Here is a 22,194-nt window from a genome sequence, read left to right on the forward strand (position 1 = left end):
CGTAAAGCGGCCGATATTTGATTAAAGACGATCCGGTCCCGCCCTGGCGATCGACACAAGTTCTGCGGTCAACGGATCAGGCGAAAGGCCCCAACGTGCGAGCGCCGCATCGAACACACTCGGATCGGGCGCCACGGCGGCAAACAGGGTCATCGACGAGCGGAATTTGAGGTCATCGGGCGATCCGAACAGCTGATGCACCGAAACCGCCGGCGCTGTGGTCGCGCTCTGGGCAGCGCGGATGAGACGCGCCCCTAGAACGGGATGCAGCAGATAGGCTTGCGCCTCCGCGAGCGATCCGATCCCATACAAGGCAGCCGTCGAAGACAGTCCCAACGACCGCGCCTGGGGGAAGACGAACCACATCCAGTGGCTTGTCTTGCGACCCGCCGCGAGCTCGGCCATCGCCGTTTCGAACACGGGGTCTTGAGCTAGGACGAAACGGTCGAGTGCTGTGGTCATTCGCCTGTCTCGCCCAGACCGGCGAACCAGTCCGCATAGGGGGTGTTTCGCGCCATGTGTCGATTGAGATCCGGCGAGCCGTCGGTCCACCACACCGGGCCCCGCTCTCCCAATCCGACCTTGGCCTTGTCAACGTTTCGCCGCGCTGCGGCCAGGGCGTCCGTATCCTCAGCCGCCAGGGCCGTCCGCACCGCCCGGCGCGCCGACATCAGATCACGCACCCGTTCGTCCCTTTTCTCAACCGACAAGGCTGGATTGGAGCACCGCCACAGCCGGCCTCGCACCACGAAATAACGGCCGTCCGGAGTCGTGGGGTATCGGAAGGGCTGCATCATCGTCGGGCTAACGCGCAGCGGGCCGGGATGGCGCCGCCCACAGGGCGATCCACAACGCCGTTGCGATCCGGCTTGACTCTCGCTCGCTCGAATAAGAACAAATGCGGAACATTCAGACCGCGATCGGTTTCAGGAGATCATGTCCGCCGCCTCCCCATCCTTCCAGGCGCTCCGCGCGGAGATCGCCCGCATCGAGGCGGGGCGACGTTCGCCAAGCGGCGTGCTGCCGTTCGGCCTGGCTGCGCTTGATGGGCGGCTGCCCGCCGGCGGCCTGGCGCTCGGGGCGCTACATGAGGTGGCCGGCGGCGGCGACGGGGCCATCGACGGCGCGGTCGCCGCATTGTTTGCGGCCGGTGTCGCAGCGCGCACCCAGGGACCGGTGCTCTGGTGCGTAACACGCCCGGACCTGTTCGCGCCGGCGCTGGAGCAGGCGGGACTGTCCTCGAACCGGGTCATTTATGTGGAGGCCGGTGACGAGGCCGGATTGCTGGCCGCCTTCGAGGACGGCCTGCGTCACGGCGGGTTCGGCGCGGTCGTCGGCGAAGTGGCCCGCCTGTCCATGACGGCGTCCCGGCGGCTGCAGTTGGTCGCCGAGGACACCGGCTCTCTTGGTCTGGCCGTGCGACGATGGCGTCGTCAGGCCGAGGCGGCGGACTTCGGCCAGCCGACCGCCGCCGCCACCCGCTGGCGGGTCACCGCCCTGCCCTCCGCCCCCCTGCCCGTGCCCGGCGTCGGCCGCCCGCGCTGGTTTGTCGAACTGATCCGCTGCCGCGCCGGAGCCTGCGCGGATTTCGAACTGGAAGCCTGCGATGAGACGGGTCGTCTCGCTCTACCTCCCCACCTGGCCGACCGATCGGCTGCGACGCCGGCTTGGACCCGACGCGCCGTCGCCTGATACGCCGATGGTCCTGATCGGGCGCCAAGGCCGCAAACGCGTGGTGCTGGCCGCCGACCCCGCCGCCCGCGCCTATCGTCTGCATCCCGGCATGGCCGCGACCCAGGCCCGGGCTTTGGTCGCAGATCTCGTCGTTCATCCCTTCGACCCCGCAGGGGATGCGGCCGCTCTGGACGAGCTCGCCCTCTGGGCGCTGCGCCGCTATGCGCCGATCGTCGCCGCCGACCCGCCGGACGGCCTGGTGCTCGATGTCACCGGGGCCGGTCACCGCTACGGCGGCGATGAGGGCCTGCTCGAGGATCTGATCGCCCAGACCGCCGCTGTCGGCCTGGGCGCCCACGCCGCCCTCGCCGACACCTGGGGCGCCGCCCATGCTTTGGCCCGCAACCTCGCCGAACCAACGATCGTCGTCGCGCGCGGAGGGCCTGCCATCCGTCGCCTGCCTTTGCGCGCCTTGCGCCTGCCCTCTGACATGGTCGATGGCCTGGGACGTCTGGGGATCGACACCATAGGCGAACTGGAGGCCAAGCCTCGCGCGCCTCTGGCCCTGCGCTTCGGGCCGGAACTGATCCGTCGACTGGATCAGGCCTACGGTCGCGCCCAGGAGCCGATCACCCCGATCGACGCTCCGGAACTGATCCAGGTCCGGCGGGTCTTCGCCGAGCCGATCGGCGCGCCCGAGACCCTGGCACGCTACACGCTGAAACTGGTCGAAGCCCTGAGCGAGGCGCTCGAAGCTCAAGGGCTTGGCGCGTCGCGACTCGACCTGCGGTTTGAACGGATCGACAACCGGACCGAGGCCATCCGCGTCGGCCTAGCGCGCCCCGTCCGCGATGTCGCGCGGCTCACACGCCTGCTCTGCGACAAGATCGAAAGCATCGATCCTGGCCTCGGCGTGGAGGCCATGGTCCTGGCGGCGCCGGTCGTCCTGACGCTGGACTGCTCGCCCGCCGCTGGCGATCTAAGCGGCCCGGCGACGCCGGACATCGGCGATCTCGTCGATCTGCTGGCCAATCGCCTGGGCCCGCAGAACCTGTATCGGATGGCCCCGGCGCAGAGCGACGTGCCCGAACGCTCGATCCGCAAACTGCCGCCGACCGCGCCGCCGGTGCCGGAAACCTGGACGCGTCGCTGGCCGCGCCCTTCGCGTTTGCTCGCCCGTCCTGAAGCCATCGAGGCTGTCGCGCTCCTGCCCGATCAGCCGCCGGTCGCCTTCAGCTGGCGCGGCGTTCGTCATCGCGTCAGGCGCGCTGATGGTCCTGAGCGGATCTTCGGCGAATGGTGGCGGCGTGACGGCGAACGCGATGCGGTGCGCGACTATTTTCAGCTGGAGGACGAAGCTGGCGCGCGCTTCTGGGTCTTTCGACGCGGCGATGGCGAACAGTCTCAGACCGGCGATCTCAGCTGGTGGCTCCACGGGCTCTTCGGCTGACACCTTTCGACCGGGGTCAATGTCAATCTCGAGTGGTCCGCGCTGTCTCGGAATTGCTGACCGTCGGCCTTGGCTGCCGCTTGTTGATCGGACAACTAGCATGTCTGCATGGCCCTCCCCAGCAATACCGGTTGTACCGGGCCACGTCTGACAGGCACGGGCAAGGCGAGGGATACGCGGTAGCCGGTAGATGCAACCTAATGCCCGTCAGGATCGCCATCGCGAAACCGCCACTTCATGATCAGGACGCAGGCCGCCATGACCAGGGCAAAACTGTTCGACACAGCCACCGGCCAGGCTCGGGTCATGACGCCATAGACCACCCAGAGGATGAAACAGGTGACGGTGAGCGAATAGGTCTTGAGGCTGACCGAAGACGCGTCGCGCTCTTTCCAGATCTTGAGGGCTTGGGGCGCAAAGCTCGTGATCGAGCAGACCGCCGCCGCTGTACCCACAATGTTGGCTGTCAGGTCGCTCATGGAGGGGCAACGGCGCCCCTTGGGTCACCGTTCCTGTGTGCGAAAACGCACCTCTACAGTGGCGAAGCCGCGCGGGGATAGGACGTTTCCAATCCCGATTTCTGCCCCCGTCGCGGCGCCGGCCTGTCCTCTCAACGACGACGCCTCAGCTCTCGCAAAAAAGAAGGACCGGGTTGCTGAACCGTTGACCCGTCTTGGGGTTGACCCTCGGCAGGGAGCGCTGACCGCCATGACCATCGTCAATCCATTGGGCGTCGCCCCGATGCCTTCGTTTACCAATGCGGCCGCCCTTGCCGGCATCGCGCTGTTCGATCCGGACGGGCACAATCCCGGCAATCTGCACGATCAGGCGTCCAGAGAAATGCTGGTGTCTCGCCTGGCGCGCCTTCTGCGGCTCCCGGTCATTGATGTGGTTGAAGACGCGGAAGACGTCGGACCTGATGTCTTGCTGGTGCCTCGCGACACCTTGATCGGCGAAGACATGACCTCGCGCACGGTCTTCACCGCAGGCAATCTGTTGGGCGGCCGCGTCCCCCACCGCTTCATCGCCACCAAGGCGATCACCCACGGCCTGATCGATCGGTCCGCGACCTGCCCGACCGGCTGGTCCAACACCATGGCCGAACGTCTGGGCGATGCGGCTCTGGAAGGCTACACCGCCTTCTCCATCGCCGATGCGATCGAAGCCGGTCGACGCCTCCTCGAGACGGGACCTGTCCGCGTCAAGGACGTCCTGGCCAAGGCAGGGCTGGGCCAGACAGTCGTCGAGACGACTGAGGCGCTCGCCGCCGTCATCGCCGAGCAGGATGAGGCGCAAATCGCCGCCTTTGGCGTCGTCCTTGAGGAAAACCTGCTCGGCGTCGAAACCTACAGCGTCGGAACCCTGTCGGTCGGCGGACTGCGCATCAGCTATGTCGGCGATCAGCGGGAAACGACGGACCACAGGGGACGCGAGGTGTACGGCGGATCCCGTTTGAGGTGCGTCAGGGGCGATCTCGATCGATTGACTCACCTCGGACTGCCCCCCGAGGCGGTGGAAGCGGTGCGTTGCGCCGCCGTGTTCGACGACGCCGCCCAGCGCGCCTATCCGGACTTGGTTCTGACCCGCCGGAACTACGATGTCCTCGCCGGCAAGGATGCGCGAGGGCGAAGGCGAGTAGGCGTGCTGGAGCAGTCCTGGCGGGTCGGCGGGGCGACGGGCGCCGAGATCGCCGCCCTCGAGGCGTTTGCCGCCTCGCCGGCGCTGACTTCCGTCGAAACCGCCACGGTCGAAGTGTACGGCCTCGCCGATGTCGGGCCGGAAGATGTCGTCTATTTTCGGGGTGAGGACCCCAAGGTCGGGCCGATGACGAAATATGTGACGAGGACAGCGTGATTGAACCTGACGACGTCGAGGAAGGGCGGGTGCGACTGTCTGTCGACGGACAGAAGCTGACCGGCACGCTTCTGACGCCGGAAGCCCCCGTGCCGGGTTTTCTATTTGTCCACGGCTGGGGCGGCGATCAGGAAGAGGATCTGGGCCTGGCCGAGGATCTCGCCCGACTGGGCTGCATCTGTTTCACCTTCGACCTTCGAGGCCATGCCGAAAGCGATGCGAGCCGAGACGAGGTCACCCGACAGAATGGCCTGGACGACGTCACTGCGGCCTATGACTATTTGGCGTCCCAGCCGCTGATCGATCCCGGCGCGATCGGCGTGATCGGCACAAGCTACGGAGGCTATTTGTCGGCTCTGCTGACGAGCATCCGAGACGTTCGCTGGTTGGCGCTGCGCGTGCCGGCGCTTTATCCGGACGCGCACTGGGACGTCCCTAAGGCCAAGCTCGATAAGGATGCGGTGCGCGCCTATCGACAGCAACTGCGAACGCCGCAGGAAGACAAAGCGCTCTCGGCCTGCGCCGCGTTCGAGGGCGACGTCCTCATCGTGCAGTCGGGCAAGGACGATCGCATTCCGCCCGAAGTCATCGCCTCCTATCAGGCCGCCTTCAAGGACGCGAACTCGTTCAGCCACCGGATCATCGCCGAGGCGACCCATGCGATGCGCGATCCCGCCCATCAGCGGCTTTACGCCACTCTGCTGATCAGCTGGGTTGAGGAAATGGTGCGGGCGAGCCGCCGGTCTTATCGGTAAGCCTGTCGCCAACGCCCAGCCCAGACGCACGTACGCAGCCCGCTGCTTTCGTCTCTGGAACGCCGCGCGTCGCGCCTCGTTGATGGCGTAGGTAAACGGAGACCCACCATGACCGACCTCTCGAACATCAAAGAGCATATGGAAGTGATCGGCGCTGACGGCGTCCATCTCGGCACCGTCGACAAGGTCGAAGGCGATCGCATCAAGCTCACCAAGGCCGACAGCGGATCGCACAGCGATCACCATCATTACCTTTCTGGCGGCCTTGTCGCCGAGGTCGAGGGCAATCGGGTGCGCCTGTCCGCAAACGCCGACAATGCCGCTCTCCTCGAGGAAGAAGAGGCCGGCGAAGCGATCGCAGACCTGAAATAGTGTCGGTGATCCAGAATAATGATGCTGTCGCCGCCCGGCTTTTGGCCATCCGCGAGCAGCTGACAACCGAAGTGTGGTCGACCGCGGTGGCCGCCGCGACGTCCGGCCACCACGAGGACATCCGTGATCTGGTGAAGTTGAAGGTGGATATCGAAGCCATCGACTTCGCCCTCGGACACCGGCCGGCCGGCACAGTTGACGAAGACGAGAGATGATCGACCTCAACACCGCCAGCGCGGACACGTTAGACGGGATTGAGATGTTGCGCGGCCATGGGTTTGAGATCGTTCGCTATCGTGAGGAAAGAGGTCGTTTCACCAGCCTTCGCCAGCTCGATGAGGTACCGGGTTTGAGCGGCAAGACTGACGGCGTTGAAGCGCACGTTTCGGTCAAAGCCACGAGTTCATCGGCCTAGCCAGCTACGCAATAACGGTCCAATGCGTGGCCGTCGCCTGATCAAGATCGCTTGCTCATTAGAGAAGACGGACATTGAACTGCGTCGCCTCGTTGAGTTTCATACGTACGGCGAGCCTGCGCTTTGAAAGACGGCAATCCTAAAAGGGATTTGCAGGATTTTTTCGTGCGGCGGCAATTTCGGCCGGCGTTGGGTCGCGTCGGATAATCAAATCATCCGACGACCAGTCGACCAGTCCGAGATCCGCCATCGCCGTCAGCCAACCGTCCATCGGCCAGATCGACCAGACGGCGTGGAAGCGTTTGGCGTTGGCGATTAGGGCGCGGAAATGCTGCACGGGCGGATCATAGCCGTCATGATGTTGGTGGAAGACGGGCACACCGCCGGCGAAGAGCAGCGGCAGGCCCTCTCGCGCAATGCGAAACCCCAGATCCGTGTCTTCGGCGCCGTAGCCGACGTAGGTCTCGTCGAACCCGCCAAGCCGATGGAAGGTCGAGCGACGGAGCGCGAAAGCCAGAGACCAGAACAGGCCCGGATTGCCCTCCGGGCTTTCGCCTTCCCGTGGAAAGGGGCGCACGGGATGGGGTCGCCCGGCGGCGCTCAGATCAACTTCCGACAGGGGTCCCGGCCGGACGGCTCCGGCGGGAAGATAGAGCACCTCTGGACAGATGACGGCGTCATGCTCGGCGAGCACCGCCTGCATCCGGTCGCAAACTGCCGACGACACGATGCAATCCACATCCAGAAACAGCAGAATATCGCCCGACGCCAAGGCGGCCGCCAGATTTCGGGCGGCGGCCAGAGGCAGGGCGTCGCCCGCCAGACGTTCGACGCGGACCGGAAAACCCACTGGCGGCAGCCTCACGGGCGTATCGCTCATGTCGACGACGATCAGTTCGTCGGGCGGCGAGGCGCTGATCATCAGTCCCTCGACCAATCGGTCCAGATGCGCCTGCCGGTTGCGAACCAGTGTCAGAGCGGACAGCGTCGTCATCGCCGGCTCCACAAATCCAGCCGATAGTTCGGACGCCGTTCGGCGAGATCCACTTGCATGAAGTCCGATAATCCGAGCCAGAGGCGCTCCACGGCGTCGTCAGCGGTCTGGGGATAGTCGGTATCGCCGGTCCAGTGCACCAGAAGAACGCGTCCGCCCTCGACCAGGCCATCGGCAATGCGTTGGGCAGCAAGGTCCAGATCGGCGTCGCTCCAGTAGTAGGCCACTTCGGACAGGACGACGAGATCCAGCCCGTCCAGAACCGGACAGTCCCGGGGGAAGGCCGCGGCCTCGAACCGGACGTTAGGCCGCCCCGACAGATGCTGGCGCGCTCGCTCCAAGGCGGTCGGGCTGACGTCGATCGCCAACAGATGATCGCAAACTGCGCTCAGCCGCTCGGTCAGGACGCCGCCCGCACAACCGACCTCGAGCGCAAAAGCCGCTCGCCGCACCGACAGAGCGGCGATAGTGCGATCGAACTTGGCCGCCTCATAGGGGCTTGAGGCCAAACCCCATGGATCGGCGTCCCCGGCGAAGATGCCTTCGAAATAGGCGGCGGGAAGCGAGCGTTCAGCCATAGGCGTCGCACCGATAAAGGGTGTCCGAGGCGGCGCGCAGCCCCGTATCCTTCTCAAGCCGGAACCCTTCGCCGAACATCGGCGTCAACTGACTTTGATGGCTCGATAAGGCGTACGCTCTGAGGCCGGCCCTTAGAGGTCGCGTCGTGATCCGCAGTTTCGACCCGGGCGGAGCCGCCCCCCACACGACATAATCGAACACGGCGACCGGCCGGCAGGCTATACGGGCCGCGCGGCGCGCCAGCTGGGCCGCTGCCTGATGATCGCAATGGGGATCGTCTGGTCCAGTGACGGCGATCGCATCGACGCGCCGATCACGGCACAGGGCGGCCAGACGACGCGCGGTCGCCTCGAATACCGTGCTGCCAGGAGAAGCCGGCTGCGCATCAGGCCAATCCAGAAACACGGGTGCCGCAGCCGCATCCCCCGCCAACCGTCGAACCGCACGCCCCGCCTCCAGGCGTCGGGTCCGGACAAGCCTCGCATGGGAAGCCGTGTCCGGATGGTCGTGCGAACCCGCGCCGTCGGTGAGGATCACGACGCCTGCTAAATGTTGCGTCGCCGCCGCCTGATGGATCAAAGCTCCGACGCCCAACGTCTCGTCGTCGGCATGCGGAGCAACGACCAGCCACCGCGCGGATCGCCAGGGCGAACGCTCCAGCGCCAAGGTCGCCAGTCGACCGGTCTTCTCGCTCACCATAGGGCGTCGCCCTCGCCCCAGAGATCGCGATCCAGCCAGGTCTTGGCCGCCTGATCCTTCGCATAGTCCGGTCCGGCCTGCCGAAGATAGAGGCTGAGATCGCGGGTGATCTTGTCGATGCGCTCGCCGTCGAAGGCGCTGCGTGTCCCGACCGACCGCGCCGCCAACTCCATGACATCCAGGGCGCTGCGTTCGACGACGCCGCGCGTGGCGCGGGCGAAATCGCCGGCGTCCGGCGCTTCGGACGCCGCGCGGATCGCGGCTTCGCGGACCCAGAGCCAGGCCGTTCTTGCCGCAACGACCGCGTCGGCGAAGCGCGCGCGCTGGATGGGATCGGCGCGGGCGGCGTCGGACAGTGCGTCGCGCATCGCCATGACCAGGCCTTCGACGCCGCCCAACTGCACCGCCGTGAACCGCCACGCGCCGGCCGTGAAACGCGGTTCGCGATCATACTCTCCGGGACATCCGAGCCGCTGATCGGCATTGACCATCAACCCGGTCACCTCATAGCGCCCGCTGGTCGTCGCGCGCATGCCGCGGACGCGCCACCCGCTCAGATCAGCCCTCTCCGGGTCGTTCGCCGGCACGACGATCAGCTGGCGTTCGCCCTGTTCCGGCTGGGCGGTGATGATGGCATATTCCAGGCCGCCCGCGCCGGTCGCGAACATCTTGGCGCCCTGCAGCCGGTCGCCGCCCAGACGAACGCCGGGCGGCGGCTCCGTCGCCCAGACGCCGAACCAGCCCCCCTGCGCAAGGACCTTGCCGAGCCAAGCCTTCTGGGCCGGGTCCGCGTACCAGTCGAACAGCGCCAGGGCGTTGACGTGTCCTTCGAACAATCGGCCGACGCTGAGATCCGACCGCCCCACACTTCGTAAAGTGCCCATCAAGGCCAAGGCCTTTTGGACTGGATCGTCATAGGCCGTTCCGCCGCTTTGAACCGGAGCGAACCGCCGACCCCAACCCTCCGAGGCGAGCAGCGTCAGACTCTCGGCGGGATATCGCGGCGCAGCGTCGTAGCGCGCACCGAGCGCCGCCAATCTAACCTCAAGTTCCAGAGGCGATGACGCGGTCGGCGTTGTTTCCAGAGCTGTCATCAGCGTGCCTCAAGCTCTGATGCGAGGTCGACAAGCCAGGGTCCGGCGGCGCCGAGTCCCTGCCCGCTGATCTGCTGCCGATCAGCGGGCGACAGTGCGAGTGCTGACTGAAGGATGCCCGACCATTGCTGTGCCTGCGGCCATTGCGCCAGGACGATGGACGCCCCAAGCGCCGCGAGCCGTTCGGCCTTCGCGATCTGCTCATTGTAGGCGCGAGGCTCGGGAAGACAGACGAAGGGCTTGTCGGCCGAAATCACCGCATTCAGCAGGCCGTCTCCCGCGCCTCCGACGACGATCTCCGCCTTTTCGATCTCGTCGCCGATGGCGTCGATCCAGCCCGCCAGCTTCAGGTTCGGCGGCATGATCGGCGGCGGCTCGATCGGCCCAACACCGGTCCACATCTTCTCGGGCGTCGCCTCCGCAGCCGCCGCCAGCTTGCCGCCATCCAGCGGATCGCCACCCCGCCCATGAACGACCAGGACGCCTGATCCACGCTTCAATCCTGAATCGCGCCGGGGGGCGAAGTAGTGCGTCTTGTCCCGCGCCTCGCTGGCCCCCATTCCATCCAGCCGCTCATGGAACGGTGCAAGCAAGGCTTCCGCGCCGCGGAAGGCGTCCAGATGCGCCGGGTCCGATCGATCCCCCGCTAGACGGACATAGACCACAGGCGTCGCACACAGCCGGGCCAGCATCGCCATCTCGACCGACACATCGATCACCATCAGAGCCGGCTTGGTGTCGCTGATCCACTGAGCGAACCGAGCGGTTCGCGCCCGGACGCCCGCGTGATGATAGGGGGCGTAATGCAGCGCCTGAGGCCGGACAGGCGCTTCATCCTGGCCGGAAAAGCGGTCTCCCTTATGGGGCCTGTCATCCCCCAGATCCACGCAGGCGATGTCTCCTGTTCGCCCCTTCAGTCCCGTTCCGAGCAGGACAAAGCGCTCGGGCGCGGCGGCGGCGATTTCCAGAGCCCGCTGACGGTGGCCGTCGCCCTGATGATGGACATAGTAGCCGATCGGAGCCCTCACGATGCGGCTCTCGCAACGCCGTCGGCCCAACCTCGTAGATCCATGTCGAGCGGCATGGCGGGCAGCTGGGTTTCCAAAGCCGACAGCCGCCTGGCGCTCGCCGCGTCGTGACGCTGCTCCCGGCGCCACATCGCCCGCTGCCGCCAATGCGAAAAGTTCGGCGCCATGATCGGACCGCCGTTCCGCGCCTGATCCAACAAGCGGGACATATCCTCCGCCATCCCCCCGGCGGCGCGGCCCGTAGTTCGTGCCGACACTCGTGTCCACACCGCCAAGGGGTGCACAAGCCTGGCCCCCTGCGCTTGAGCGGCGATCACAAGCGCCCGATCCTCGCCCGTCGGCTGTTCAGGCACGCCGCCGGCTGATCGATAGGCCGCCGTCGTGATGGCGAGGCTGGCCCCGGTGTGATCGCCATGGCGAGGCGCCGGGTCATGCGGCGAAGGGTCGATCTCGTCCTCGATCGCGCGAACTTCACACCAGTAGGCGTCCCACATCTGGCGCAGAGCCGCGACATCCGCCGAGATCGGTTCCGCTTCATCCAGCACCAGTCGTCCGCCCACCAGATCCGCTCCATCCACGATGGCTGCGAGATTGGCGGACAGCCAGTTCGGCGGCGGTCGCGTGTCGGCGTCCGTCGAGATCAGAACGCCATTGGATCGATCTCCGAGATGCTCGAGACCGGCAGACATGGCCGAACGCCTCGCCGCGCCGGCATGCGCCCGATGCTCCGGGAAGGTCTGCAGATCGACGACGATGTCCAGTCGATCCTTCCACCGATCGGCTGCGGCCTGCGCCTGAGGGAGCGAACCGTCCGTGGAGTTATTGAGGCAGAGCGCGACCGAAATCCTGCCCGGAAGATCCTGCGCGTCCAGGGCGGCGAGAAGCACGGGAAGACGCCGTTCCTCATTCCGCACGGGCACGCAAACGCAGAAGGCAGGTTCGTCCTTCATGCGATCAGCCGATCTTCCAGCGAGTCATTGGCCTGCATCTGTCCCGCCGCAGCCGCTTGGATCATCTCGCCATAGAGCCCTTCATAGGCCGTGATCATCCGGCGCACATCGCAGGCCGTCTCGGCGCGCGCGCGGCAGGCTGACCGAGACAAGCCGACCGCCCGGGCGATCGCGCGCGCCAGATCCTGCACATCGTCCGGGCGCGCCAGGGCGCCGCAGTCGGGGGTCAGGATCTCGGGTATGGCGCCCCGCGCGAAGGCGGCGACCGGCGTTCCGCACGCCAGCGCTTCGGCCACCACCAGCCCGTAGGGTTCGTCCCAGCGCGGCGTGCAGACGAAGGCGGCCGCCTGTCCGATCTCCTGCGAGAGCCTTTCGTGATCGAGGTGGCCGAGATAGGTGGTTTCGCGCGTCAACCTCGAAGCGATCTCGGCATCGAAATAGGCTTGATCCAGGATCGGGCCTGCGAACCGCAGGGCGATACCCGCCAATGCCGCCGCGTCCAGCGCCAGATGCAGACCCTTCTCGGGCACGATCCGCCCATACCAGATCAAATGCCCAGGATCGTCGTGATGCGCACGCCAGGGAAAGCGCTCCAGGTCGATCCCGTTCAGAATGACCTGATCGATCGGCCGCACCCGGCTCCATTGCTCACGCATCGCCTCGGAAACGCCGACAAACCGCGCGAAGGGCGCGCTCGCTTCGCGGATACCGCTTTCCAGCCAGCAAAATGGCGGCGTGTGGAGCGTAGTGACCATCGGCATCGGCAAGGTCTCCGCCATCGAGACCGGCAGATAGTGCAGGCTGTTGTTGTGGATGACGTCGAACGAACTGCGACGAAGCCGGCCCATCAACGACAGATAGGCGTGATGCTCTCGGAAGAAGGCGACGTCGCCCGCCTCCGCCGTCCCGACCTTGGCGATTTCCGTCTGGTCGCAAATCGCCTCTAGGCCTAACTCGGGGTCGGAGAGGGTCGCGGCAAACAGAGTGACGTCGTGGCCGTTTAGCCGCAGTTGGCGACAGAGCAGATGGGTATGCATCTCCAGCCCGCCGGCGAAGGGTTCTGCGATCGGATATTTGAGATGTGCGATGACGCCGATGCGCATCCATACCGCCGTGATCGACAACCCGACCCCCCTCGGATCGGTCCATGGCATAAAGCCTGAAGGTCAAAGCTATGCCGCGGCTATTCGTTCCTGTGTTCGATAATGGTCTCAAGCCGATCGGAGGCGTTCGGGCTTCTATGAGCCAGCAGAAACCGGCGTATTTTGTTTGGGATGACCCAATGAAAACGCGCGAGCGCTGCTGAAAGCGGTCAGCCCCGGAGCGATAAATTACTCGGCGCGTTCTCTGGACTAGCTAAAAGGACCCAACCATGACCAACCTTGTCGCCTCCACATTTGCAACACGTCGAGACGCCGAGCTTGTGGTCGAACGGCTCGTTCAAACCCATGGCATGGAACGAGACGCCATTCAGGTCGCCCCTGAAGGCGAGGCGAACACGGTTGGAGACAGGCCTTCGGGCGGAGATGTCGAAGGCGACAGCCCCAGCGTCGACTCTCGGTCGGACGTGCCGGTCGCCGGGCGTGTCAAAGTCGTCGTGTCTGCAGAAACCGATGACGAGGAACAGGCGATACGCGCCGCATTCGCCGAACTCGGCGCCAAGGACGGGTGACCCTCATGCGAGCCGGTCATCGGCTGCGTCGCGTTGATCCTATGATGAGGGCCGAAGCGTCCCGCCGCCTCTGCTCGCAAGGATGACGTCCGTGGAATCGCTCATCGACGCCAAGCTTCATCGCCTCGGCGACCTCTCGAACGACGATCGCGGACGACTTGCAGGACTCCTGAATGGACGCCGTCGCGCCGCAGCCGGCGAGGCCTTGGTGGAAGAAGGCAGTCGACCCACGTTCAGTACGCTGCTGCTCTCGGGATTTGTCGGCCGAGTCTCGACCCTGGCGGACGGCGGTCGTCAGATCACAGCGATCAGCGTTCCCGGGGACTTCATCGATCTGCATGGCTTTCTTCTGAAAACGATGGATCACAGCCTTGTAGCCTTGTCTGACGTCACCGTCGCGGTTGTCCAGCACGCCGACTTGAGGCGCGTGACGGAACACGCCCCTCGCCTTGCGCGAGCGCTTTGGCTTGAAACGCTGATAGATGCGGCCATCCACCGGCAGTGGCTGGTGGCGCTGGGACGCAGAGACGCAGGGACAAGACTGGGCCAGTTGATCTGTGAACTCTACCTCCGTCTGGAAGCCGTAGCCCTCGCCCAAGACCACACCTTCGAATGCCCTCTGACCCAATCGGACCTAGCGGACATGCTGGGGATGTCGAGCGTCCACGTGAACCGCTCGCTCAAGGTCCTTCGCGACACGGGCCTGGTGCGATGGCGGAATGGTCAGGTGTCGATCGACGACTGGACGGCGCTGACCGAGCGCGTCGCCTTCGACGCCTCCTATCTCGATCTGAAGCTGTCTAGGTCCTCAAGCGGCGCGCCGATCGCGAGACGGCGGACGGCCTAAATCTATCCGAAGCTCATTAGCGCGCGGCCGCTGCGCCTCCATCTCCGCGCCTGCGGCGTCAGACGCTCGTGATCCGGTTGGGACCGGACACATAGCGCCTGACGGGCAGCCCAGCGATACGGCGAAGCCGATCAACATCGAGCAGGGAAATCGTCTGGTCGGACCGTTTGATCAGATTCAGGCGATCCATCTCGCGAAGGGTTCTGTTCACATGCACCGGCGTGATCCCGATCAGGTCGCCGAGATCGCGCTGGGTCAAAGGCATATGGAACATGCCGCCCGGCGCATCGCCGCGTTCGGACAATCGATCGAACAGATTGGTCAGCGTGGCGGCGATGCGAACGTGAGCGGGCGCCTGACCAACCACGGCCAGACTTTCCATCAACGCGACACGCTCTTTCTGCGCGCTCAGAAAGAGTGAAAGCGCAATCCGCGGATAGGCCTCAAATGTCGCTATCAGCCTGGACCTCGATATCGCGTGCACAGCGATGGGCGTCATGGCGGTCAGGCAGTCGACCGTTGTCGTCAGGCACAGGCTCGGCGCTCCCAGGAGATCGCCCGGAAGATGGACCTTCACAATCTGCTGCTTGCCCGATGCAAGCGCGATGGACGACGCGACCCAGCCCTGGGTCAGCAGATAGAGATGCGAAGGTTCAGCCGCCTCATGACGCAACACATGGTGGCGAGGCCAATGCTGGACCGGCTCGAGAAGCCCGGCCAGCGCTGCACGCTCGCGAGATGACAGAGTGACGAATTCCCCCAACCGCCCCGGCGCATCGGATTGCGAATCGTTTGGGGGCGGCAGGTCCTCATCCATGCCCCGCGTTCCCCCAAACCCGGCATGCCTGCACTAACCCATGTAAAGGGCTGTCCGACGCGCCTTCGGGGGTACTCTCGACAGGCTAGAAGCCTGTCCAAAATCGGACCTATGAAACTCAGCGGACGCACCAGGATTGGTTGTCTTTTGATCCGGCGAGAAGGCGACATGACCCGACATACGCCACACAGGGACAAGATTGATCATACGCGCGGCTTGGCGCAGGGCGGTCTAGGTGGTCCAGAGGACGAAATACTCGACGCGGGCCAGGAGGAAGTCTTCTCCCGCACCGAAGTCGAACGGGGCGAGAGCGAACACTACCGGGGCGAAGAGACGCCGGAGCACAGGCCGTGACACGCGGCCTGAAGACGCGCATTCCGGAAACAGCGGCGCACCTTTGCATCGACATGCAGCGCATGTTCGTGGAAGGGACCGAGTGGCATACGCCGTGGGCAGCCAAAACGCTTCCGGCCATCGAGACGCTATGCGCTGCAAGGCCTGAAAAGCTGTGGCTCACCCGATTCATCCCCGCCGCAACGCCCGATGAGGCGGAAGGCACCTGGCGCGACTATTGGCGGCGTTGGTCGACCATGACGAAGAACGCTCTTGATCCGGCGATGTTGGATCTGGCGCTTCCGCTTCAGCGGTTCGCGCCGCCCGCCCAGATCATCGACAAGACGGTCTATTCCGCCTGGTCAGGCACACGCCTCCACAAGGCGTTCAAAGATCAGGGTGTTGATACGCTCGTCGTAACGGGGGCAGAAACTGACGTTTGCGTTCTCTCGACCGTGCTCGGAGCCATCGATCTGGGCTATCGCATCGTGGTGGTCAGCGACGGGGTCTGCAGTTCGGCTGATCAGCCTCACGATCACCTTTTGGCGCTCTACAGCGACCGCTTCAGTCTCCAGGTCGAAACTGCCGAATGCCGAGAGGTGCTGGAGGCCTGGGTGGCATGACCGTCCATCCTCCCGTTCTGCGCTATCAGATCCGCTACCGTGATGGCGGAGAGCCTGAGACCCTGATCTCAAACGACATGGCTGACGCCATGGCCCAGGCGTCTCAGCGCGCAAAAGCGGTGGGTCAGGCTGTCGCCCTGTGGTGCGATGGTCGGTGGATCGCCGACGTCGATTCAGCCCCGTCGCTCCTCTCGCCCGACTTGATCGCAAAGCTCGTCCATGCCGGCATCTATGTATTCGGCGCACCGGTCCGAGACCGGTGACGAGCTGATCTAGGCCGCCTCGGCCGCGATGGCTTCGGCGAACGCTGGAGACTGCGGACGATAGTGACAGCAGGCCACGCTCGCGAGAACGGCCTCATCCTTCAAAAGGATTCGTCCCCGCACGGTGCGTAGGGCGCCGGCGGCGCGAAGGCTCTGACACGCCTGATTGATGCTGGATCGGCGCAGGCTCAGCAACGCTCCGATATTTGATTGTGACAGAGCGATCTCAAAGCCACCGGTAGCGCGATGAATATCCAGAAGAAAGCTGGCGACGCGAGAGATCGACCCATGCGACATGGCGCACCTCAAACGCGTCTCCATCGCCCTCAATCGCTTGACGCCGCCTGAAAGCAGAAATTGAACGCCTTCCTCACCCGCTTCCCGGCAGAAAGCCGCAACGGGCGCCCGGTACACCAAGCCGTTCGACAGCCAAAGCCCTGGGCTTCCCCCTGCGATGTCGATCAGATCGCCCGCCGCAGCGACGCCACAATGGGTTCCTCGTTTCCCGTCATCAAGAAGAAGACAACCGTCGAGAACGACAGCGATCTCGCCATCCGGACGATAGGGTCCGCCCGACACGACGGGAATGATCTCTCCCAGGCGTAGCGCGCGACTGCGACTTTCGAAGGAGAGCGGATCAAACGCCCGCCACAACGAAAGAATTTCCTCGCGCGGCTCTAGACATGGCGAGGTCTCGCCGGACGGTGTCGCAGGATCGAGCATAGGCGCATCCTGCGACTTTCCGGGCGTCGCGCACTTACATGGGTTAACTGACGCCTTCGTCTTCGATCAGTTCGGTCGTGGTCCCTGCCCCAGGTCCCGCCCCTAGATCAGCCCCGGTCACAGGATTGCCGTCGAGGTCAGAGGCTGTTCGGGCCGCGAAGGCCTGGACAGCGGCGGCGTCCCGTTCGCCCAGTGAGACGCTGGCGGAGCCGTCGCCGCCGTCCACGGCGCCCTGCTGTTCACGGTCGTTGATGAACTCCCATTGCTCCCCCTCATTCCAAGGTCCGCGGACATCGCCCTCCCCTTGGGACATGTCGTAGTATTTGTCAGCGAAGGAAGGCAGGCCGACCAGCTTGCCTGCCGGGAAGTTCGGCTCCATGGCGTAGAGGGCCTTCTCGAAGGACTTCTGATGCGCCACTTCGCGCGTCATCAGGAAGTTCAACGCGTCCTTCACGCCGGGATCGTCCGTGCAGTTGATCAGACGTTCATAGACGATCTTGGCCCGGGACTCGGCGGCGATGTTGGAGCGTAGGTCGCAAGCGGGATCGCCGATCGAGTCGATGTAGGCGGCGGTCCACGGGACACCGGCGGAATTGATCAGGGCCGGCGCGCCGCCATAGAGAATGGAGGTCGTATGGCTCTCACCACCGCTGTTCAGCGAGGCGTAGAGATCGGCCTCCTCCATCGCGGCTTCAGCCATCTGGCCTTTCACGCCCCGGTTCAGCATGGACACGATCGAGCCGATGACCTCGAGGTGGCTTAACTCTTCCGTGGCGATGTCGAGCAGCATGTCTTTGCGGCCCGGATCTTCATCCGCCAAAGCCTGTGTGAAGTAGCGCATGGCGGCGGCGAGCTCGCCCTGCGGCCCTCCGAATTGCTCAAGCATTAGGGTGGCGAGACCCGGGTTTGGTTCGGATACCCTGACCGTATACATCAGGCGCTTGTTGTGCATGAACATGGTTGGCTCCTTGGGGTTGAAGCCGAGCTAACCGGGCCATTCCGAGTGCTGTTCCGAAGGTCGGCTTTCCGACCTTGAAACGTTTTACTTTCGAGCGCGGCCATCGGTTGTGCCCGCTATTGGACAGTCGGAACGGACAACTCCGAGCGGCTCTTGAACCTTCTTTCACGGGAGGTTTGATGTCCCTCATCGACAAGGCGCTCGCCGCCGTCACCCCGCAGCCTGACGATCAGACGCGCAAGGCGGCGACGGAAAAGGCCCGCGCCGCATCTCAGACTGGAGACTGGCTTTCGCTGGTGCTCGATCATCACGACGCCATCCGCGCCGCCTTCGCCTGCGGCCGAACGGCCAAGACCGCTGTCGAAAGAAACACCGCTCGCGATGCCCTCGCCGTCGTGCTGAACGGCCATGCGCTGGCCGAGGAGCTGGTCCTCTATCCCGCCCTTGGTCAGGCCGGAGAAAAGATGCACGCGGCCCACGCCTATCTCGAGCAGACGACCACAAAGGCTCAGATGGCGGAGCTTGAAAACATCGCGCCCTCGAAGCCCGCCTGGCTGGAAAAATGGGCCCACATCGAAGGCGCCGTTCTCACCCATATGTTCGAAGAAGAGAGCGATTGGTTCCTGACCCTGAAGGTTAAGGGTCACCACCAGGTCCGTCTGGCCTCGCGTTACGCCGAAGAGTTCGAACGCTACGCTGGCGCCCCCCAGTCCTGAGCCGCCTGATCCCGACCGTCCAACATCAAGGAGGCATCAACGATGTCCGCCCCCCTTTCGACAGACGCCGACGTCCAGTCACCAGCATTCCACGACGACTATGTGGAAGGCGCCTACGACTCCACCAGCATCCAGGCCGTCATGATCAACCAGCCTCGTCAACGGCTTTATGACTACTGGCGCGACTTCCGAAACCTGCCCAGTTTCATGGAGAATGTGAGGTCGGTGGATCTTCTGGACGACCTCCGATCAAGTTGGAGCGTTGCAGGTCCGGCCGGTGCGGAGATCGAGCTTGTCAGCGAGATCACCGAAGATCGTCCCGGCGAATACATCGCCTGGCGGTCGACCGAGGACAGCGATGTCGATCACGAGGGCTGGATCGCGTTTCGCGACAACGCCTTCGGCCGCGGAACCGAGGTGCGTGTCCTGATCAGCTACGACCCGCCGGCGGGCGCCGTCGGCAAACTGGTCGCCAAGGTGATGCAGCGCGAGCCCCGGGTCCAGGCCCGGCGCGAGCTGCGACGTTTCAAACAGCTGATGGAAACGGGCGAAATCTCGACGTCCAAAGCTCCCGACGCGGCGCCGCGCGCCGACCGTCATTTCTGATCCCGGAAGGAATTCCCATGCGCGCCCTGACTTGGCACGGCAAACACAATGTTCAGGTGGACACGGTCCCCGATCCCCAGATCGTCAATCCCCGCGATGCGATCATCAAGATTACGGCGACCGCCATCTGCGGATCGGACCTGCACCTCTACGATAGCGTGATCCCCGGCATGTCCAATGGCGACATCCTCGGCCACGAGTTCATGGGCGAGGTCGTCGAGATCGGCCGTGGCAACACGAGCCTTCAGGTCGGCCAAAAGGTCGTCGTCCCCTTCGTGATCGCCTGCGGCTCCTGCTTCCATTGCGGCAAGCAGCAGTTCTCGGCCTGCGACAACTCCAATCCCGCCGACAAGTCCGACGCATCCGAGATCGCCTACGGTTACCCGGCTGCCGGGCTGTTCGGCTATTCGCATCTGACCGGCGGCTATGCGGGCGGCCAGGCGGAATATGTCCGCGTCCCCTATTCCGACGTCGGCCCGATCGTGGTGCCGGACGGGATTGAGGATGAGCGGGTCCTGTTCCTGTCGGACATCTTCCCCACGGGTTGGATGGCGGCCGAAAACGCGGAGATCGAGCCCGGCGACACGGTGGCGATCTGGGGCTGCGGGCCCGTCGGTCTGTTCGCCATCAAGAGCGCCAGATTGATGGGCGCCGGCCGCATCATCGCCATCGATCATCATCCACGCCGACTGGAGCTCGCCAAGGCGAATGGCGCGGAAGTCCTCAACTATCATGAGGTCAAGGTTCGCGAAGCCCTGATGGAGATGACCGCCGGCATCGGGCCGGATGCCTGCATCGACGCCGTCGGCATGGAGGCGCATGGATTTTCGCCCGACAACATCATCGATGCGGTGAAGCAAGAAACGAAGCTGGGAACGGATCGCCAACATGTCCTGCGCGAGACGATCATGGCGTGTCGCAAGGGAGGACGCGTTTCAATCCCCGGCGTGTATGGCGGGATTGGCGACAAGCTGCCGATCGGCGCCCTCATGCAGAAGGGTCTGACGATCAAGACCGGCCAGACCCATGTGCAGAAATACCTGCCGCAGCTCCTTGAGCTGGTCATGGACGGCAAGATCGACACGACGGATCTGATCAGCCATCGCCTGCCGCTTGAGCAGGCGCCAGAGGCTTACAAGAACTTCCACGACAATCCGAACGAATGGACGAAGGTGGTGCTGAAGCCGCACGGCTGATCGAAGGCCGTCGTTCGAGCCCTACCGCCATGACACGATGGACAGCCAGACATCCGATCGCACCATAGCGAAGTCCGTGATTGTTTCACGAGGCCTGGCAGGAACAGGACGGGTTCAGCGAGCCTTTGGGTAAGCCATGACGCTACACCCGCTGCTCGCCGATCGCTTAGAATCCGGTCTCGGCCTGCCCACCTCATCATCCCGCGACGGAAGAGCATTTTCGTGATCGACGCTGAGCAGGTCGTAACGCTTCTCGGCGACTCGCTCACCGCCGGCTATGGCCTCAGGCCGGCCGAAAGCTTGCCGCGCCAACTGGCGGCGCGATTGGCGAGCGGAACGCCTCCGGTTCGCGTCATCGGCGCGGGCGTGTCCGGCGATACGACAAGGGATGGCTTGCGACGGCTCGATCGGGACGTGCCGGCGCAAACGGATCTTTGCGTCGTCGCCTTGGGCGCCAACGACATGATGCAGTTGGTCCCGGCCGATTACGTCAGGAATAATCTTCTGTCGATCATCGACAAACTCCAACAGCGCAACATCCCCGTTTTGCTGAGCGGCATGCGGGCGCCGCCCTGGTTTGGCGCCTACGCCTGCGCGTTCGACGCGGTCTACCCCGAGGTCGCTCGCGCAGCGAGCGTGCCCCTGATGCCCTTCCTGATGGAGGGTGTAGCGTTGCAGCCGGCCTATGTCTTGCCGGACCGGATCCATCCCAACGCCGCCGGCGTGGGCAAGATGGCCGACACCCTTGCACCCCATGTGCGATCCGCCCTGGCGGCCCTGCGGACGCCGTGACGGGATGCGGCTGGCCACCTTCAACATCAACGGCGTCAATCGTCGCCTGCCCAATCTCCTCGCCTGGCTTGAACAGGCCCAGCCGGACGTGGTCTGCCTTCAGGAGCTGAAGGCGACCGACAGCCAATTTCCGAATGCCGAAATCAAGGCGGCCGGCTACGATGCGGCCTGGGTTGGCGAACAGCGCTGGAACGGCGTCGCAATCCTAAGCCGCATTGGCGAGCCGGTCGTGACCCGACGCCGGCTGCCCGGCAACGCCACTGATCCCCAGGCCCGTTATATAGAGGCGGCAGTCAATGGCGTGTTGATCGGCTGCCTCTATTTGCCCAACGGCAATCCCAGGCCCGGGCCCAAGTTCGACTACAAGCTTGCCTGGGCCGACCGGCTGATCGCCCATGCGGGGACCCTCTACGCCACTGCAGCGCCGGTCGTGCTCGCCGGCGACTACAATGTCGTCCCGACCAACGCCGACATCTACAACACCAGTTCGTGGAAGGCCGACGCCCTGCTTCAGCCCGAGAGCCGCGCGGCCTTCAAGCGCCTGCTGGACCAGGGCTGGACCGACGCCCTGCGCGAGCGTTTCCCGCACGATCCGCCGCCCTGGACCTTCTGGTCCTATTTCCGCGAGGCCTGGTGCCGCGACGCCGGTCTGCGGATCGACCATGTGCTGCTCAACGGTCTCGCGGCCGAACGGCTGACCGACGCCGGCGTCGATCGCGCGGTGCGCGGCGCCGAGGGCGCGAGCGACCACGCGCCGGTCTGGATCGAGCTTGCCTGACCCAGC

At 64.8% G+C, this 22,194-nt stretch carries 30 protein-coding genes; 17 read left to right on the forward strand and 13 right to left on the reverse strand.

Going from position 1 to position 22,194, the window contains the following annotated elements:
• Positions 1-21: 21 nt before the first annotated feature.
• Positions 22-405, reverse strand: coding sequence for a DUF1810 family protein (locus tag E7T10_RS15205; protein ID WP_246846055.1), 384 nt, complete (start codon positions 403-405; stop codon positions 22-24).
• A 53-nt stretch (positions 406-458) separates the two neighbouring features.
• Positions 459-683 (reverse strand): hypothetical protein, encoded by a 225-nt coding sequence (locus E7T10_RS15210; protein WP_246846056.1) that lies wholly within the window; start codon positions 681-683, stop codon positions 459-461.
• A 253-nt stretch (positions 684-936) separates the two neighbouring features.
• Here E7T10_RS15210 and E7T10_RS15215 point away from each other — a divergent pair, with 253 nt between their 5' ends.
• Positions 937-1,692, forward strand: coding sequence for an ImuA family protein (locus E7T10_RS15215; protein ID WP_137722448.1), 756 nt, complete (start codon positions 937-939; stop codon positions 1,690-1,692).
• A 7-nt stretch (positions 1,693-1,699) separates the two neighbouring features.
• Positions 1,700-3,124, forward strand: a complete 1,425-nt coding sequence (locus E7T10_RS15220; RefSeq protein WP_246846057.1) for a DNA polymerase Y family protein — start codon at positions 1,700-1,702, stop codon at positions 3,122-3,124.
• Positions 3,125-3,321: 197 nt separating this feature from the next.
• Here E7T10_RS15220 and E7T10_RS15225 read toward each other — a convergent pair whose 3' ends face one another.
• A complete protein-coding gene (locus E7T10_RS15225) occupies positions 3,322-3,603 on the reverse strand; it encodes a SemiSWEET family sugar transporter (RefSeq protein WP_039248702.1) in 282 nt (93 codons plus the stop codon).
• A gap of 229 nt (positions 3,604-3,832) precedes the next feature.
• Here E7T10_RS15225 and E7T10_RS15230 point away from each other — a divergent pair, with 229 nt between their 5' ends.
• The 5 genes from E7T10_RS15230 to E7T10_RS15250 all read left to right on the forward strand — a co-directional run bounded on the left by E7T10_RS15230 (position 3,833) and on the right by E7T10_RS15250 (position 6,520).
• A complete protein-coding gene (locus E7T10_RS15230) occupies positions 3,833-4,978 on the forward strand; it encodes a DUF3182 family protein (RefSeq protein WP_168189966.1) in 1,146 nt (381 codons plus the stop codon).
• The gene (locus tag E7T10_RS15235) at positions 4,975-5,733 is read left to right on the forward strand and encodes a S9 family peptidase (RefSeq protein ID WP_210416122.1); all 759 of its coding nucleotides are present in this window, start codon (positions 4,975-4,977) and stop codon (positions 5,731-5,733) included. The genes E7T10_RS15230 and E7T10_RS15235 overlap by 4 nt, the downstream gene beginning before the upstream one ends.
• Positions 5,734-5,841: 108 nt before the next feature.
• A complete protein-coding gene (locus E7T10_RS15240) occupies positions 5,842-6,105 on the forward strand; it encodes a DUF2171 domain-containing protein (protein ID WP_055805667.1) in 264 nt (87 codons plus the stop codon).
• 5 nt (positions 6,106-6,110) lie between these two features.
• Positions 6,111-6,320, forward strand: a complete 210-nt coding sequence (locus E7T10_RS15245; RefSeq protein WP_137722451.1) for a hypothetical protein — start codon at positions 6,111-6,113, stop codon at positions 6,318-6,320.
• On the forward strand, positions 6,317-6,520 hold the full coding sequence (locus E7T10_RS15250; protein ID WP_137722452.1) for a helix-hairpin-helix domain-containing protein: 204 nt from the start codon (positions 6,317-6,319) through the stop codon (positions 6,518-6,520). The genes E7T10_RS15245 and E7T10_RS15250 overlap by 4 nt, the downstream gene beginning before the upstream one ends.
• Positions 6,521-6,659: 139 nt before the next feature.
• On the opposite strand, the gene E7T10_RS15255 is transcribed toward E7T10_RS15250, so the two are convergent.
• Genes E7T10_RS15255 through E7T10_RS15285 form a run of 7 tightly spaced genes read right to left on the reverse strand, consistent with a single transcriptional unit; the run spans position 6,660 to position 12,967 of the window.
• A complete protein-coding gene (locus E7T10_RS15255) occupies positions 6,660-7,514 on the reverse strand; it encodes a glycosyltransferase family 2 protein (protein WP_137722453.1) in 855 nt (284 codons plus the stop codon).
• Complete coding sequence (locus E7T10_RS15260; protein WP_137722454.1) at positions 7,511-8,092, reverse strand: class I SAM-dependent methyltransferase; 582 nt, start codon at positions 8,090-8,092, stop codon at positions 7,511-7,513. Before E7T10_RS15260 ends, E7T10_RS15255 begins: the two co-directional genes overlap by 4 nt.
• Positions 8,085-8,789 carry a PIG-L deacetylase family protein gene (locus E7T10_RS15265; RefSeq protein ID WP_210416123.1) on the reverse strand — a complete coding sequence of 235 codons (705 nt, stop codon included), beginning with the start codon at positions 8,787-8,789 and terminating at the stop codon, positions 8,085-8,087. The genes E7T10_RS15260 and E7T10_RS15265 overlap by 8 nt, the downstream gene beginning before the upstream one ends.
• Positions 8,786-9,886: an acyl-CoA dehydrogenase family protein gene (locus E7T10_RS15270; protein WP_137722456.1), complete on the reverse strand. Its 1,101-nt coding sequence runs from the start codon at positions 9,884-9,886 to the stop codon at positions 8,786-8,788. The genes E7T10_RS15265 and E7T10_RS15270 overlap by 4 nt, the downstream gene beginning before the upstream one ends.
• Positions 9,886-10,914: a glycosyltransferase gene (locus E7T10_RS15275; RefSeq protein WP_210416124.1), complete on the reverse strand. Its 1,029-nt coding sequence runs from the start codon at positions 10,912-10,914 to the stop codon at positions 9,886-9,888. The genes E7T10_RS15270 and E7T10_RS15275 overlap by 1 nt, the downstream gene beginning before the upstream one ends.
• Positions 10,911-11,801 (reverse strand): glycosyltransferase family 2 protein, encoded by an 891-nt coding sequence (locus E7T10_RS15280; protein ID WP_246846058.1) that lies wholly within the window; start codon positions 11,799-11,801, stop codon positions 10,911-10,913. The genes E7T10_RS15275 and E7T10_RS15280 overlap by 4 nt, the downstream gene beginning before the upstream one ends.
• Positions 11,802-11,860: 59 nt before the next feature.
• On the reverse strand, positions 11,861-12,967 hold the full coding sequence (locus E7T10_RS15285; RefSeq protein ID WP_137722458.1) for a glycosyltransferase: 1,107 nt from the start codon (positions 12,965-12,967) through the stop codon (positions 11,861-11,863).
• A gap of 269 nt (positions 12,968-13,236) precedes the next feature.
• Here E7T10_RS15285 and E7T10_RS15290 point away from each other — a divergent pair, with 269 nt between their 5' ends.
• Positions 13,237-13,536 (forward strand): hypothetical protein, encoded by a 300-nt coding sequence (locus E7T10_RS15290; RefSeq protein WP_137722459.1) that lies wholly within the window; start codon positions 13,237-13,239, stop codon positions 13,534-13,536.
• A 91-nt stretch (positions 13,537-13,627) separates the two neighbouring features.
• Positions 13,628-14,383, forward strand: a complete 756-nt coding sequence (locus tag E7T10_RS15295) for a Crp/Fnr family transcriptional regulator (RefSeq protein WP_246846059.1) — start codon at positions 13,628-13,630, stop codon at positions 14,381-14,383.
• A 58-nt stretch (positions 14,384-14,441) separates the two neighbouring features.
• Here E7T10_RS15295 and E7T10_RS15300 read toward each other — a convergent pair whose 3' ends face one another.
• Positions 14,442-15,200 (reverse strand): Crp/Fnr family transcriptional regulator, encoded by a 759-nt coding sequence (locus tag E7T10_RS15300; RefSeq protein ID WP_137722461.1) that lies wholly within the window; start codon positions 15,198-15,200, stop codon positions 14,442-14,444.
• Positions 15,201-15,368: 168 nt separating this feature from the next.
• On the opposite strand from E7T10_RS15300, the gene E7T10_RS15305 reads away from it, so the two are divergent.
• From E7T10_RS15305 to E7T10_RS15315, 3 genes are read left to right on the forward strand one after another with little or no spacing between them, the layout of a single operon-like run.
• Positions 15,369-15,554, forward strand: coding sequence for a hypothetical protein (locus E7T10_RS15305; RefSeq protein WP_137722462.1), 186 nt, complete (start codon positions 15,369-15,371; stop codon positions 15,552-15,554).
• Entirely contained in the window at positions 15,551-16,156 is a 606-nt protein-coding gene (locus tag E7T10_RS15310; protein WP_137722463.1) for a cysteine hydrolase family protein, read from the forward strand. Before E7T10_RS15305 ends, E7T10_RS15310 begins: the two co-directional genes overlap by 4 nt.
• A complete protein-coding gene (locus tag E7T10_RS15315) occupies positions 16,153-16,419 on the forward strand; it encodes a hypothetical protein (protein ID WP_039248674.1) in 267 nt (88 codons plus the stop codon). Before E7T10_RS15310 ends, E7T10_RS15315 begins: the two co-directional genes overlap by 4 nt.
• Positions 16,420-16,428: 9 nt before the next feature.
• Here the strand turns inward: E7T10_RS15315 and E7T10_RS15320 are convergent, their stop codons facing one another.
• Positions 16,429-17,142, reverse strand: a complete 714-nt coding sequence (locus tag E7T10_RS15320; protein ID WP_084140461.1) for a Crp/Fnr family transcriptional regulator — start codon at positions 17,140-17,142, stop codon at positions 16,429-16,431.
• Positions 17,143-17,185: 43 nt separating this feature from the next.
• Positions 17,186-18,100: a manganese catalase family protein gene (locus tag E7T10_RS15325; RefSeq protein ID WP_137722464.1), complete on the reverse strand. Its 915-nt coding sequence runs from the start codon at positions 18,098-18,100 to the stop codon at positions 17,186-17,188.
• A gap of 179 nt (positions 18,101-18,279) precedes the next feature.
• Between E7T10_RS15325 and E7T10_RS15330 the strand changes: the two genes are divergently transcribed.
• The 5 genes from E7T10_RS15330 to E7T10_RS15350 all read left to right on the forward strand — a co-directional run bounded on the left by E7T10_RS15330 (position 18,280) and on the right by E7T10_RS15350 (position 22,188).
• On the forward strand, positions 18,280-18,816 hold the full coding sequence (locus E7T10_RS15330) for a hemerythrin domain-containing protein (RefSeq protein WP_137722465.1): 537 nt from the start codon (positions 18,280-18,282) through the stop codon (positions 18,814-18,816).
• A gap of 42 nt (positions 18,817-18,858) precedes the next feature.
• On the forward strand, positions 18,859-19,422 hold the full coding sequence (locus tag E7T10_RS15335; RefSeq protein ID WP_137722466.1) for an SRPBCC family protein: 564 nt from the start codon (positions 18,859-18,861) through the stop codon (positions 19,420-19,422).
• Positions 19,423-19,439: 17 nt separating this feature from the next.
• The gene (locus E7T10_RS15340; RefSeq protein WP_137722467.1) at positions 19,440-20,618 is read left to right on the forward strand and encodes a zinc-dependent alcohol dehydrogenase; all 1,179 of its coding nucleotides are present in this window, start codon (positions 19,440-19,442) and stop codon (positions 20,616-20,618) included.
• Between the two features lie 222 nt (positions 20,619-20,840).
• A complete protein-coding gene (locus tag E7T10_RS15345; RefSeq protein ID WP_246846060.1) occupies positions 20,841-21,410 on the forward strand; it encodes an arylesterase in 570 nt (189 codons plus the stop codon).
• Positions 21,411-21,414: 4 nt separating this feature from the next.
• A complete protein-coding gene (locus tag E7T10_RS15350; protein ID WP_137722468.1) occupies positions 21,415-22,188 on the forward strand; it encodes an exodeoxyribonuclease III in 774 nt (257 codons plus the stop codon).
• Positions 22,189-22,194: the final 6 nt, after the last annotated feature.

This window comes from Brevundimonas sp. SGAir0440, assembly GCF_005484585.1.
Lineage (GTDB): Bacteria > Pseudomonadota > Alphaproteobacteria > Caulobacterales > Caulobacteraceae > Brevundimonas.

Excerpts from the sequence above, each read along its gene's own strand:
- E7T10_RS15205 (WP_246846055.1), bottom strand. The coding sequence starts at position 405 with ATGGCCGAGCTCGCGGCGGGTCGCAAGACAAGCCACTGGATGTGGTTC.
- E7T10_RS15215 (WP_137722448.1), top strand. The coding sequence starts at position 937 with ATGTCCGCCGCCTCCCCATCCTTCCAGGCGCTCCGCGCGGAGATCGCC.
- E7T10_RS15220 (WP_246846057.1), top strand. The coding sequence starts at position 1,700 with ATGGTCCTGATCGGGCGCCAAGGCCGCAAACGCGTGGTGCTGGCCGCC.
- E7T10_RS15225 (WP_039248702.1), bottom strand. The coding sequence starts at position 3,603 with ATGAGCGACCTGACAGCCAACATTGTGGGTACAGCGGCGGCGGTCTGC.
- E7T10_RS15230 (WP_168189966.1), top strand. The coding sequence starts at position 3,833 with ATGACCATCGTCAATCCATTGGGCGTCGCCCCGATGCCTTCGTTTACC.
- E7T10_RS15240 (WP_055805667.1), top strand. The coding sequence starts at position 5,842 with ATGACCGACCTCTCGAACATCAAAGAGCATATGGAAGTGATCGGCGCT.
- E7T10_RS15250 (WP_137722452.1), top strand. The coding sequence starts at position 6,317 with ATGATCGACCTCAACACCGCCAGCGCGGACACGTTAGACGGGATTGAG.
- E7T10_RS15255 (WP_137722453.1), bottom strand. The coding sequence starts at position 7,514 with ATGACGACGCTGTCCGCTCTGACACTGGTTCGCAACCGGCAGGCGCAT.
- E7T10_RS15260 (WP_137722454.1), bottom strand. The coding sequence starts at position 8,092 with ATGGCTGAACGCTCGCTTCCCGCCGCCTATTTCGAAGGCATCTTCGCC.
- E7T10_RS15270 (WP_137722456.1), bottom strand. The coding sequence starts at position 9,886 with ATGACAGCTCTGGAAACAACGCCGACCGCGTCATCGCCTCTGGAACTT.
- E7T10_RS15285 (WP_137722458.1), bottom strand. The coding sequence starts at position 12,967 with ATGCGCATCGGCGTCATCGCACATCTCAAATATCCGATCGCAGAACCC.
- E7T10_RS15290 (WP_137722459.1), top strand. The coding sequence starts at position 13,237 with ATGACCAACCTTGTCGCCTCCACATTTGCAACACGTCGAGACGCCGAG.
- E7T10_RS15300 (WP_137722461.1), bottom strand. The coding sequence starts at position 15,200 with ATGGATGAGGACCTGCCGCCCCCAAACGATTCGCAATCCGATGCGCCG.
- E7T10_RS15305 (WP_137722462.1), top strand. The coding sequence starts at position 15,369 with ATGACCCGACATACGCCACACAGGGACAAGATTGATCATACGCGCGGC.
- E7T10_RS15315 (WP_039248674.1), top strand. The coding sequence starts at position 16,153 with ATGACCGTCCATCCTCCCGTTCTGCGCTATCAGATCCGCTACCGTGAT.
- E7T10_RS15320 (WP_084140461.1), bottom strand. The coding sequence starts at position 17,142 with ATGCTCGATCCTGCGACACCGTCCGGCGAGACCTCGCCATGTCTAGAG.
- E7T10_RS15325 (WP_137722464.1), bottom strand. The coding sequence starts at position 18,100 with ATGTTCATGCACAACAAGCGCCTGATGTATACGGTCAGGGTATCCGAA.
- E7T10_RS15330 (WP_137722465.1), top strand. The coding sequence starts at position 18,280 with ATGTCCCTCATCGACAAGGCGCTCGCCGCCGTCACCCCGCAGCCTGAC.
- E7T10_RS15335 (WP_137722466.1), top strand. The coding sequence starts at position 18,859 with ATGTCCGCCCCCCTTTCGACAGACGCCGACGTCCAGTCACCAGCATTC.
- E7T10_RS15340 (WP_137722467.1), top strand. The coding sequence starts at position 19,440 with ATGCGCGCCCTGACTTGGCACGGCAAACACAATGTTCAGGTGGACACG.
- E7T10_RS15350 (WP_137722468.1), top strand. The coding sequence starts at position 21,415 with ATGCGGCTGGCCACCTTCAACATCAACGGCGTCAATCGTCGCCTGCCC.